Source organism: Mycobacterium ulcerans subsp. shinshuense (assembly GCF_002355775.1).
Lineage (GTDB): Bacteria > Actinomycetota > Actinomycetes > Mycobacteriales > Mycobacteriaceae > Mycobacterium > Mycobacterium marinum.
The window spans coordinates 1,240,724-1,253,255 of record NZ_AP017624.1 but is presented as its reverse complement, the minus strand read 5'-3'; the positions used below and the strand labels follow the sequence as shown (position 1 = coordinate 1,253,255).

Genomic DNA, 12,532 nt, shown 5'->3' with positions numbered 1-12,532 from the left:
GTGGCACTACCACACGCGATATTGGTATCGCTGTCCGAACAGGCCGGCTCGGGCTATGAACTGGCCCACCGATTCGATCGTTCCATCGGACACTTCTGGACCGCCACCCACCAGCAGATCTATCGCACATTGCGGTTGATGGAGAGCAACGGCTGGGTGCATGCCAAGCCCGTGGTCCAGCACGGCCGACCCGATAAGAAGGTCTATTCGGTATCCGACAATGGCCGCCAGGAGTTGGCCCGCTGGATCGCTGAGCCACCCAGCCCGACCCGTCCTGGCCGCGCGAGCGCGCTGACCGACAGCAGCACTCGTGACATCGCGGTCAAGCTGCGCGGTGCCGTCTATGGCGATAGGGAAACGCTGCGCAGCCAAGTCGCCGCGCTGCGCGCCGAACGTGTCCAGGCGCTAGACACCTACCGCGGAATCGAAAAGCACAGCTTTCCGGATCCGTCGGCACTCAGTGGCGCCGCGTTGCATCAGTACGTCGTGCTGCGCGGCGGAATCCGGGCCGAAGAAAGTGCCATCGAATGGCTCGGCGAGGTAGCTCAAGCACTCGAGGAGAAATGATGACCAGTCCCTACCCAAATCTGTTGTCTCCGTTGGATCTCGGGTTCACCACACTGCGTAACCGCGTGGTCATGGGTTCGATGCACACCGGATTGGAGGACCGGCCCAAGGACACCGACCGACTCGCCGAGTACTTCGCCGAGCGGGCCCGCGGCGGCGTCGGAATGCTGATCACCGGCGGGTACGCACCCAATCGCACCGGTTGGCTCTACCCGTTCGCCTCCGAACTGGTGACGCCGGCCGAGGCCCGGCGGCACCGGCACATCACCGGTGCGGTGCACGACGCGGACGCCAAGATCCTGCTGCAGGTCCTGCACGCGGGACGCTATGCGTATCACCCCCTTTCGGTCAGCGCTTCCTCGATCAAGGCCCCGATCAATCCGTTTCGGCCGCGCAAACTGACCTCGCGCGGCGTGGAAGCCACCATCGCGGACTTCGCGCGATGCGCACAGCTGGCCCAAGAAGCGGGCTACGACGGGGTCGAAATCATGGGCAGCGAAGGGTATCTGCTCAACCAGTTTCTGGCGCCCCGAACCAACCAGCGCACCGACTCGTGGGGCGGGACACCGGCCAAACGCCGCCGATTCCCCGTCGAGATCGTCCGGCGCACCCGCGCCGCGGTCGGCCCCGACTTCATCATCTGCTACCGGATGTCGATGGCCGATTATGTCGAGGGCGGCCAGAGCTGGGACGAAATCGTGGCGTTGGCAACCGAACTGGAATCAGCCGGTGCCACGATCATCAACTCCGGTTTCGGGTGGCACGAGGCGCGAATTCCAACGATCGTCACCTCGGTGCCCAGCGGCGCGTTCGTCGACATCAGCAATGCGGTAGCCGAGCAGGTCAGCATCCCGGTGATGACATCCAACCGGATCAACATGCCTCAGGCCGCCGAGCAGATCCTGGCCGACACCGACGTGGCGCTGATATCGATGGCCAGACCGATGCTGAGCGACCCGGAATGGGTGCTCAAAGCGCAGTCCGGCCGGGTCGACGAGATCAACACCTGCATCGCGTGCAATCAGGCCTGCCTTGATCATGTCTTCGTCAAGAAGAAGGTGTCCTGTCTGCTCAACCCCCGAGCCGGACACGAAACGCTGTTGACGATGTCCCCCACCCAACGTGCCCGCACCGTGGCCGTCGTCGGGGCCGGCCCGGCCGGCCTGGCGGCGGCGGTCGCCGCCGCCCAGCGGGGCCACCGGGTGACATTGTTTGAGGCCAACGACTTCATCGGCGGCCAGTTCGACCTGGCCCGTCGCATTCCGGGTAAGGAGGAATTCAACGAAACCATTCGGTATTTCTCCACGATGTTGGCCAAGCACGGCGTCGACGTACGGCTGGCTACCCGGGCCACGGCCGACGAGCTGACCGGCTACGACGAGGTGGTGCTGGCCACCGGCGTGGCACCCCGGATACCGGCCATCCCCGGCATTGCGCACGCCAAGGTATTGACCTACACCGAGGCGATCACCGGCGCCAAGCCGGTCGGGCCGAGCGTGGCTGTCGTCGGCGCGGGCGGCATCGGGTTTGACGTCACCGAACTCCTGATCACCGAATCGTCGCCCACCCTGAACCTCAAGGAATGGAAGGCCGAGTGGGGCGTTGTCGATCCACAGGAGGCCCGCGGCGCCCTGACCACGGCGCTGCCGACTCCGGCGGCCCGTGAGGTGTATCTGCTGCAGCGCACCAAGGGGCCACAGGGAAAGCGCCTGGGCAAGACCAGCGGCTGGGTGCACCGCGCTTCGGTCAAGGCAAAAGGGGTTCACCAGCTCTCCGGGGTGAACTACGAGCGGATCAGCGACGACGGCCTGCACATCAGTTTTGGCCCGGACCGGCAGCGGCCGCAGCTGCTTGCGGTGGACAGCGTGGTGATTTGCGCGGGCCAGGAACCGGTGCGCGACCTGGAGACCGACCTGCGCAGCAACGGCGTTGACCCACACATCATCGGCGGTGCGGCACTGGCCGCGGAGTTGGACGCCAAACGCGCCATCAAACAGGGCACCGAGCTTGCCGCCCGCCTGTGATGGCTACCCGGCTACCCCATTTCGCCTACGGTGAAACTGCCCCAACCACGGCTCTGAACTGCGGATAGTTATAGCCGGAGAGAGTCCTCCGATACAAAGTTTGATAGGAGCAAACCCGCGGGGCCTGCTAGTCTTGATTCAAAGGCGGCAACCGCTGGGCAGATGTCGTCGCCGCGTTGGCGGTGCAATAGCTGGGGAAGGTGTCCACAAAATGGGGCTGTCGTTAACGGGACTGGGTGTCGCCGCTGGTGCTTTCGCGTTGTCGTTGAGCGTCGGCGCGGGGGTCGCATCCGCAAGCCCACTGGATACGGTCATCAACACAACCTGCAACTACGGCCAGGTGATGGCGGCGCTGAACGCCACCGACCCTGGGGCCGCCGCGCAGTTCAACGCCTCGCCGGTGGCGCAGGGTTGGCTGCATTCGTTCCTGGCGTCGCCGCCGCCGCGGCGCGCGCAGATGGCCGCGCAGCTGCAGGCCATGCCTGGGGCGTCGCAGTACGTCGGGCTGGTCGAGTCAGTCGCCTCGTCCTGCAACAACTACTGAGCGGATTAGGCGCCTCCCACGTTTCGGGGGCCGCACACCACGTCACCTAGCGCTCGCGAGGGCTTCCGCGTTTATCGCTGACGTCTGAGCGCTAGGTGCCGCGCTGTTTTTGGGCAGCCGTAGCCGTTCTCATCGCGCCGTCGCCGCTGCGACCTCTCGTCAGCGTGATTGCGGATCTCATCCGGCGCCTGCGCAGTGCCGGGGTCGGGTCAGTCCAAAGCGGCCTGCTCGGCGGCGGCATCCTCCCCGAACTCATCGAAGATCTCGCTGAAATCCCACGCCTGTTGGCTCACTCCGCTGCTGGTATTCGACAGCTGCCCCACCGCTCCCGGGAAATCGCGATTTGCCGACCACATGGATAGCCCGCCGAGGTTGTTCTCATCGGCGAAAGCAGCCAGCTTTTCGGCGTCGGCGAGGGTAAAGACCTCGCTCGGATCGTCGTTGACGCCGATCATGGGTGTCACCTTGATCATCGCCCACGCGTCCTCGCTGGACATCGACGGATACAGCGTCATCAACTGGCCGTGGACGCTCTCGGCGGCTTGAATTGCGTAGTCACCCATCCTGCCCTCGTACTGCAGGCTGGGGTCGAAGTAGTCCATGGTCATGATGTTCACGCGGCCAACATCCACGCCATTGTCGATGGCGATCTGCAGTGCTTGCACCCCGTTGGAGGTCAGACCCGTCGGCATCACGGGAAGGGTGTAGGAAACCTGGACCGGGGTCCCGGCAGCGGCCTGCTCCGCCTGCAGCATGGCGATCGCCTGGGCCTGGTTGGTCAGTGCTGGAACGTTATACAACGCCGCACCCTCAATGTCGAAGTCCAACTTATAGATTCCGTAGGTGTCGGTGACCAATTTGTAGTCCGACGCTAGCGCGGTCGCGTTGGGAGCCGAAACAGCGAGCGGCTGGTTGGCTGCGCCACCGAAGGAGATGGTTGGGTCGATACCGTTTTGCTGCATCTCGGCGATCGCGGAGGTAATCCACGGGTCGTCCAGCGAATAGAAAGTGCCCCAGGACGGATTGCCATCGGCACCGGTGACGATGAAACCCAGTGTGACGTCATCGATTCCCGCGTTGGCTGCACTCGCATAGTCGAACTTCGGCCAAAGGGTCATATCGACGTATGGAGAAAACTCACCCACCGTGGCACCGCCGATGCTAGTGCCGGTGCCGCTACCGGTACTGGTGCCACCACCGGTACCGGTGCCGCGGCCGCTGGCAGGTTGTCCGTTAACCAGAACATTCGTCGGTTCGGAATAGGCGCCAGTGTGCATCGCTTGGAAGCCCACCACGACCGAACCACCTGGCTCGATCGTTTGCGTCCAGGACTCCGGAGTCAGGGTGTAGTGCGTGCCAGTCTGCGTGAGCTGCCCGCTCCACCCGCTGGTAATGGATTCGTTTGCAGGCAAATCGAATTCGACCTGCCAGTCAGTCAGCGCGGTATCCCCGGAATTGCTGATCGTGTAGTTCGCAACGAACCCGTTGTCCCACTGCGATGTCACCGTGTACGTTGCGGCAACCTCTCCGTCGCCGACCGTGCCGCCGGTACCACTTCCACCAGTGTCACCACCATCGCCAGTCCCGGTGCCGTCACCGGTGCCGGTGCCGGTGCCGCCCGTGTCACCGGTGCCGCCCGTGTCACCGGTTCCGGTTCCGGTTCCCCCGGTATCACCAGTACCGCTCCCCGTACCACCCGCGTCATCGGTTCCGGTTCCGTTGCCCCCGGTATCACCAGTACCACTCCCCGTACCACCCGTGTCACCGGTACCACTTCCGGTGCCCCCGGTATCACCAGTACCGCTCCCCGTACCACCCGTATCACCGGTCCCGCCGCTCCCGCTGCCAGTACCGCCGGTGCCAGTGCCACCGCCCTCCCCGGAACCCCCGCCGCCAACGGATACTCCGTTGACGATGAGATTCGTAGGCTCCGAGTAAGACCCAGTCTGCGCGCCCTGGAAGCCAACGGTGACCGACCCGCCCGGCTCGATCGTCTGTGTCCACGACTCAGGCGTCACCGTGTAGTGCGTGCCAGACTGGACGAGCTGCCCATTCCACACATTGGTAATGGATTCGTCTGCAGGCAAATCGAATTCGACCTGCCAGTCGCTCGCCGCAGTATCCGCCGAGTTCGTGATCGTATAGCGCCCGATGAAACCGCTGTCCCATTGCGATGTCAGCGAGTACGCCGCCGCCACGCCGCCGTCTCCGGTGCTGGCGCTACTGACCGCGGCGGTGGTAGCGGCTGCGCTACTCAGCGCGGCGACGCCACCACTTCCACCAAGTTCGCCACTGCCGGTCGCGGCAGCGGTCGTCGCACCGCTGGCGCCACCACTGCCGGCAGCACCACCACCACTGATGGTCCCGCCGTTGCCGGTTCCTCCGCTCATCACAGCGCTGCCGGTCGTGGTGTTGGTCGCACCAGCAGCGATGGAATTCGGGCTCACCGCCCCACCACTGGCGGCGGCTTGCCCGCTACTTGCGCCCTCGGCCGCCTGATCGGTGTTGCCGCCGCCACCGGTTTGCGCAGCCGAATCACCCTGCGCGCCAACACCACCCATCAGTTATCGAAGGATGCCAGATATCGAGGAGATGTTGGCCGCTTCGGCGTGCTCATAGGATGCCGCACTCGCCGCCAAGGTCTGCAGGAAGCGCTCGTGAAACGCCCCCGCTTGAGCGGTCGCCGTTTGATACTCCTGGGCAAACCCGCCGAACCAAGATGCGACGGCTCCCGAAACCTCGTCGGCAGCCATTGCGGCCACCTTCTCCGTCCAACTCACCGCCGAATTGGCTGCATTCACCGCCGAGCCAACAGCCTCCAAATTCGCTGCTGCCCTGATAAATAACTCGGGAGTTGCGATCAAAAAAGACATAATCCGTCCTTGCCGATCGGTGTGCCACGACCCAGCTAGGTATTGAGAAGTGTTGAAGCGTCAATTGTTAACATCGACATTCTCAGCCGACAAGGCCCGGCGCACTTTTGTCGGTTATTCGACAAACTCGGCACATTGCCCGGGTTTACCAACACGACAACCGCCCGCGAGTGCCCCGACTCCGCGCTGCGCTAGCAGCCACCCTGGCAAGCATCGCGCCAATCGGGGCAAACACTCAAACTTCCTGCACGGCAATGCCATCTACCTGCGGACGCCCGCCGCAGTCCAGTCGATCAGTTCCCATGAGGGAGATGAGTGCCGTTCCTGAGTGCGGTGCGCGCGAACACACATCGGCGACAGATGACACCGCACGCGATTGCGCTTACTTCCGCCGAGCTCGTGATTGCCCAGCCGCGATGCCCGCTACGCGCGTTCGGCGCAGCGGCGTGCAAATGTCCGACGATATCCGCGGACAACTCTAATAGCTTGCGCGGCAGTATAACTCCACAGCAGTCGGCGCGGCGCCCATTAACGTAATCTCCGGAGGAAACCACCGGGTGCCGGCGACTCGCTAGGCGGCCAACGAAGCGTACGTTGTGGTGCGCTGGCGCGCCGGCCGACCGATCCCCGCGGCGATAGCCGCAAGTTCGGCAGCGGTCTTTGCCGATCCGTGTTCGGAACCGGCCATCCGCGAAATCGTCTCCTCCATCAGCGTCCCGCCCAAGTCGTTCGCGCCGCCGCTGAGCATCACTCGAGTGCGCTCGACACCAAGTTTGACCCAGCTGGTCTGGATGTGGGGAATGCGGCCGTGCAGCATGATCCGCGCCAGGGCATGCACCGCGCGGTTGTCGCGATGAGTGGGGCCCGGCCTGGCCGCGCCAGCCAGGTACAACGGCGAGTTCTGGTGCACGAACGGCAACGGCACGAATTCCGTGAACCCGCCGGTGCAGTCTTGGATATCGCGCAGCACATTGAGGTGGGCAATCCAGTGCCGCGGGCTGTCGACGTGGCCGTACATCATGGTCGATGACGACCGCAGCCCCACCTCGTGCGCGGTACTCACGATCTCGATCCACAGCGACGTCGGCAACTTGCCCTTGGTGAGCACCCAACGCACCTCGTCGTCCAGAATCTCGGCGGCGGTGCCTGGGATGGTGCCCAGACCGGCCTCACGCAGAGCGGTCAGCCACTCGCGGATGCTCAGCCCACTCTTGGTCACACCGTTGGCGATCTCCATCGGAGAGAACGCGTGCACGTGCATCGAGGGCACCCGAGCCTTGACCGCGCGCACCAGGTCGGCGTAGCCGGTAACCGGAAGTTCGGGATCGATGCCCCCCTGCATGCACACCTCGGTCGCTCCGGCCACGTGGGCTTCCCAGGCGCGATCGGCGACCTCGTCCGCCGACAGTGAATAGGCGTCGGCGTCGCCCTTGCGCTGTGCGAACGCGCAGAATCGGCAGCCGGTGTAACAAACGTTGGTGAAGTTGATGTTGCGGTTGACCACAAAGGTCACGTCGTCACCGACCGCATCGCGTCGCAGCGAATCCGCAAGCGCGGCAACAGCTTCCAAGGCAGGCCCGTCAGCGGTGGCCAGCGCAAGATATTCCTCGTCGGAACAGCCCGCGGGAGAACGCTCGGCGGAACGCAGAGCGGCCAGGACATCGGTGTCGATGCGTTCGGGATTACGGGCGGCCAGCTCGTGCACGTGTGAACGGACCGCATCCCAGTCACCGAAAGTGCTGTCGAGGTCGCTACGCGCCTCGGTGCAGCGTCCCTCTGTGTCGATCGCCGCATTGAGATCCACCCGACCCGACGACGCGACATCGTCAGGCTCCTGCCACGGCAGACCCACCGGGTTGACCTCACGTGCGAAACCAGTCGCCGGATCAGCCAGCGCCACAACATGTCTGCGCACCCGCGGGTCAATCCAGGCGCCCCCCGCCTGCACGTACTTGGGTTGCGCGGTCAACCGCTGCACCAGTTCGTAGCCCTCTCCCGAAGTCACGGCGGCCAGGTCGTCCAATGCGGGCCACGGCCGCTCGGGGTTGACGTGGTCGGGCGTCAGCGGCGACACACCACCCCAGTCGTCGACACCGGCACCGATCAGCGCCACACATTCGTCTTGGGAAACCAGATTCGGTGGCGCCTGAATGCGCATTCCCGGGCCGAGCACCAGCCGGGCGACCGCGACCGTCGCCAGGTAATCCTCGATTCCGGCGTCGGGAACCGCTGCCATTGCGGTGTGTTCCTTGGCCCGGAAGCTTTGCACGATCACTTCCTGGACGTGGCCAAACTCTTTGTGCAACTTACGAATCGCATGCAGCGTGTCAGCCCGCTCGGCCAGCGTCTCACCGATACCGACCAGCAGACCGGTGGTAAACGGTATGGAAAGCCGACCGGCGTCGGTCAGAGTGCGCAACCGCACCGCCGGGTCTTTGTCCGGGCTGCCATAGTGCGCGAGGCCTTTGGTTTCGAACAGCCGCCGCGACGTCGTCTCCAGCATCATGCCCATCGACGGCGCCACCGGTTTGAGCAGCGACATCTCCGACCAGCTCATCACCCCCGGATTCAAGTGCGGCAAGAGCCCGGTCTCTTCGAGCACCCGGATCGCCATGGCCCGCACATAGGCCAGCGTGGTGTCATACCCGCGCTCACTCAACCACTCCTTCGCCTCTGGCCAACGTTGCTCGGGACGATCCCCAAGGGTGAACAGGGCCTCTTTGCAGCCGAGTTGGGCCCCCCGCCGTGCGATATCGAGGATCTCGTCGGGCTCCAGATACATTCCGGCGCCCTGGGCCCGCAGCTTGCCCGGGACGGTGACGAACGTGCAGTAGTGGCAGTTGTCACGGCATAGATGGGTGACCGGGATGAATACCTTGCGCGAATAGGTGATCGGCAGACCACCGCCCGTGCCGTGGCGTCCGGCCGATTCCAGACCAGCGTCACGCACTCGGGCCGCGCTGGCACACAGCTCAGCCAGCTGGTCGCCGCGCGCCGACATCGCGACGGCGGCCTCGTCGATGTTGAGCGCAACACCGTCTCGCGCGCGCCGTAGTACCCGCCGCAGCGCCGATGCATTGGGCTTGGGCGGAACGACGGGGCTGGGCAGGGCGGTGGGCTCCTGGCGCGAGGTCAGCGGCACGTTGGTGTAACTTCCCCACGCCCCGATTTCATCCGTGCGTCCACAATTCGAGCCTTGGCGGGTGCCATATGCGCAACAGTAGCGGCAGGGCCGGGCCGGCACTCGACGGACCAGCACGCGCCATGTGTTTGGTGAGTCCGGGGCGAACCGCCGCCGATCGCGATACGCTAGCAGCCAAGTAGGTACAGCAGGGGGTGTTACGCCATGTCGTATGTGGCCGCCGTGCCGGAGGCGCTGACGGCAGCCGCTTCGAATGTAGCCGGTATTGGTACAACCATCAGCTCGGCCAACGCCGCAGCGTCGGCTCCGACGACCGGAGTGCTCGCAGCCGCCGGCAACCAGGTATCAGCCCAGGTCGCGGCTCTGTTCTCGTCACATGGCGAGATCTACCAGCGGCTCAGTTCGCAGCTCTCGACCTTTCACGACCAATTCGCCGCGGCGTTGAACACCAGCGCCAACTCCTATGCATCCGCCGAGGCCAACGCCGCCAAGACCCTGCTGAGTGCGGTGAACAGCCCCGCCGAGAAGCTGCTCGGGCAGCCGCTGATGGGCCAGGGCGGCATCGTGGCCAACGCGGTGAGCCAGGTCCAGAGTGTTTTCGCGGGCGCCGGCTCCAACGCGCTGGGCGCCAACGCCAGCATGTTGGCGCTGGCGCCGACGGGCGGCGCCGCCACCGCGGCGGCCTCGGGCTCGCTGCTGGGACCGATCGCCAGCGCCGCCGCCGCGCCGGCAGCAATCCTGCCCGTGTCGGTGGCCACCGCCATCCAGAACTTCTACCTCGCCGTCGAGCCGTGGGTGCAGTACGGCTTCAACCTCGCCTCGTGGGCGGTGGGCTGGGTGCCATGGATCGGCATCCTGGCGCCTCAGATCAATTTCTTCTACTACCTTTTTGAGCCGATAGTGCAAAGTGGCCTGTTCAATACGCTCGACTGGCTAGACGGCACCATCACGTTCAGTCAGGGGCTGAGCAACTTCTGGTCGGCGACCACGGCGTCGGTCAACCAATTCATCCAAACCGAGATCAACTGGATACGGAACTTCTTCCCGCCGTTCCCGCCGCTGCCGTTCTGAGCAGCTGAGCACCGCCTCGGTCCGCGCGGCTAGGCGCCGTTGGGGCGGTCGCGGACTTGGCACCGCCAGAGCACCCATCCCGGCGGCAGGGCCCCCAGCACGATCAGGATCAGCGCGCCGTAGGCCATCACTCCACGCCCACCGAGCACCACGTCGTCGCCGGGCCCACCGAAGCTCAGCACCGCCACGGTCGCCAGCCATGTCCACAACGGCAGCGCCGCCACCCGATGCGATGTGGTCCATCGCTCGGCCGCCCAAACCAGCGCGGCGTTGACCAGTCCGCTGATCAGTGCACTGATCGGAAAGGGCACCGAACACAAGTAGGTCGGCAGCAGCAGAGCCCCCATCAATGCAGACAGGACGCCGTCCACGGCCAACAACGTTGGCACTACGGCACGTATCGCGGGACCGATTGCGCCGGCCTCTTCACTCGAGACGACGCGCGATTGGGTTGCGGTCAGGTCGGGACGCTATCGATCTGGGACAGGATCGAACCGATGACCCACTGCAGACTGTCCAGCCTGTCCTGCCAATGCTGCAAGTTGGGGTCCAGGTCGGGGTCCATACGGGTTTCCTTCCATGGCTGCCTGATTGGCAGCCTACGTGCCAAACCCGGTGAAGCCCAGACCAGCAAGCAGATCTGTTTCCCAGCCACGTTCGTCGCGGGCCCCCGCCCTACCAGCGACAAGCTGATAGTGCTCATCGGCCAGAATCGGCAACGCCATGTTGTTGGACAGCGCACACGCGCGTCCGGACGGGCCGACGGTGACCTGGGTCGCGTGCGCCGCAAGCGCGGCGATCTTGGCCGCCCGCGCGTCCGAATCGCCGGTCACGACGGCGTCGATGCGCTCGTCCGGGTAGATAAAGGGGATGTCTTCGGGCGGTAGCACCCACTCCGGCAGTAGATCGTCGGGCGTCAGCGCCTGCCGGCCCGCCAGGAACGCGTTCACCCCCAAGACGGTCCAGTAGAACTTCGGCACCACCCAGGGGTCACCCGGGTAATCGCAGTCGCCCACCGAGCCCGCCGCGGCCACCGCGGCAGTGGTGACGACGTGTGCCTGGACGTGGTCAGGGTGGCCATAGCCGCCGTCGGGGTCATAGGTCACCACGACGTGCGGGCGCAGCTCCCGAATGATCGCGACGAGCGCCCCGACCGCCTCCCGGTCGTCGGCGTCGACGAATCTGCGCCGACTCCGCTGCTCGGTGCCAGCCATGCCCGAGTCCCGCCAGCGGCCCGCACCACCAAGGTAGATGGGCGCATCGACCCCCAGCCGCTGCAATGCCGCGGTGAGTTCACCGATGCGGTAGCCGCCGAGTTGGTCGGCGTGATCGACCGCAAGTTGGGCCCATCGGTCGCCGATAACCTCACCCTCTTCACCCAGGGTGCAGGTGACGACGTGGACCTGCGCCCCGCGCGCGGCGTAATGGGCGATCGTCGCGCCGTTGCTGAGGCTCTCATCGTCGGGGTGTGCATGGACGAACAGCAGGCGCGGTGTCTCAGGCATGGATTCCTTCCCCACCTTCCCTACCCGCCACACACACACGGCCGCGGCCCATTCCGGCCACGCGGCCCGTCCAGAAACGCGTAGGCCGCTTGTAATATTTGCAGTGACAAGCGTCAACAACGCAATTGCGTTCGATTCCGAGAAATAAGAGACGCTAACGGCTACTATTGAATGATGGCGCAGCTGTCCGAACCCACGCTAACCCCCTACCGGAGCCGGCGACGCGGCGAGGTACTCGAACGGGCCTTGTATTCGGCCACCCTGGCCGAGCTCATCGCAGTCGGCTACGGCAGGCTGACCATGGAAGGGATCGCGGCGCGCGCCCAGACCGGCAAGGCCGCGCTGTATCGGCGTTGGGCGAGCAAACATGACCTGGTCCAGGCCGCGCTGCAATATGCGGTGCCGCCACCCCCGGAACCGCGCCCCGGCCGGTCAGCTCGAGAGAACCTGCTGACCGTCTTCACCGCACACCGCGATGTCCTCGCCGGCAAGACCGAGTTCCCGGGCCTGGTGGCCATCGGCCAGCTGATACACGAGCCCGAACTGCGTGCCATCTTCGCCAACTCCGTGGTCCATCCGCGACTCAAGATCATCGATTCGGTTCTGCGGGCCGCCATCCGCGAAGGTGACCTGGATCCCGACACCGTTACCCCGTTTACCGCACGCATCGGGCCCGCGTTGATGAACCAGCACTTCATCCTCACCGGGACGCCGCCGAATCGGCGGGAATTGGCACTCATCGTCGACACGGTCATCCCCCCCAAGCGCCCCGCGCCGTCGGACAGCTGAACGAACGCACACAACCG

At 65.1% G+C, this 12,532-nt stretch carries 8 protein-coding genes and 1 pseudogene; 5 read left to right on the top strand and 4 right to left on the bottom strand.

The window, feature by feature from the left end:
* The 3 genes from SHTP_RS05920 (at window position 1) to SHTP_RS05910 (ending at window position 3,135) form a co-directional block, all read left to right on the top strand.
* Window positions 1-567, top strand: a complete 567-nt coding sequence (locus SHTP_RS05920) for a PadR family transcriptional regulator (protein ID WP_020729884.1) — start codon at window positions 1-3, stop codon at window positions 565-567.
* Window positions 567-2,591 (top strand): NADPH-dependent 2,4-dienoyl-CoA reductase, encoded by a 2,025-nt coding sequence (locus SHTP_RS05915; RefSeq protein WP_096370053.1) that lies wholly within the window; start codon window positions 567-569, stop codon window positions 2,589-2,591. Before SHTP_RS05920 ends, SHTP_RS05915 begins: the two co-directional genes overlap by 1 nt.
* Before the next feature lie 211 nt (window positions 2,592-2,802).
* Window positions 2,803-3,135 (top strand): hemophore-related protein, encoded by a 333-nt coding sequence (locus SHTP_RS05910; protein ID WP_096370052.1) that lies wholly within the window; start codon window positions 2,803-2,805, stop codon window positions 3,133-3,135.
* 209 nt (window positions 3,136-3,344) lie between these two features.
* On the opposite strand, the pseudogene SHTP_RS05905 reads toward SHTP_RS05910, so the two are convergent.
* Window positions 3,345-6,008: pseudogene (locus SHTP_RS05905) on the bottom strand (cellulose binding domain-containing protein).
* A gap of 571 nt (window positions 6,009-6,579) precedes the next feature.
* Window positions 6,580-9,150 carry a bifunctional FO biosynthesis protein CofGH gene (locus SHTP_RS05900; protein ID WP_096370051.1) on the bottom strand — a complete coding sequence of 857 codons (2,571 nt, stop codon included), beginning with the start codon at window positions 9,148-9,150 and terminating at the stop codon, window positions 6,580-6,582.
* A 204-nt stretch (window positions 9,151-9,354) separates the two neighbouring features.
* Here SHTP_RS05900 and SHTP_RS05895 point away from each other — a divergent pair, with 204 nt between their 5' ends.
* Window positions 9,355-10,221 carry a PE family protein gene (locus SHTP_RS05895; RefSeq protein WP_096370050.1) on the top strand — a complete coding sequence of 289 codons (867 nt, stop codon included), beginning with the start codon at window positions 9,355-9,357 and terminating at the stop codon, window positions 10,219-10,221.
* 29 nt (window positions 10,222-10,250) lie between these two features.
* Here SHTP_RS05895 and SHTP_RS05890 read toward each other — a convergent pair whose 3' ends face one another.
* A complete protein-coding gene (locus SHTP_RS05890; RefSeq protein ID WP_096370049.1) occupies window positions 10,251-10,682 on the bottom strand; it encodes a hypothetical protein in 432 nt (143 codons plus the stop codon).
* Window positions 10,683-10,820: 138 nt separating this feature from the next.
* On the bottom strand, window positions 10,821-11,726 hold the full coding sequence (mshB, locus tag SHTP_RS05885; protein ID WP_096370048.1) for an N-acetyl-1-D-myo-inositol-2-amino-2-deoxy-alpha-D-glucopyranoside deacetylase: 906 nt from the start codon (window positions 11,724-11,726) through the stop codon (window positions 10,821-10,823).
* Window positions 11,727-11,900: 174 nt separating this feature from the next.
* On the opposite strand from mshB, the gene SHTP_RS05880 reads away from it, so the two are divergent.
* Entirely contained in the window at window positions 11,901-12,515 is a 615-nt protein-coding gene (locus SHTP_RS05880) for a TetR/AcrR family transcriptional regulator (RefSeq protein WP_172900507.1), read from the top strand.
* The last annotated feature ends 17 nt before the right edge of the window (window positions 12,516-12,532 follow it).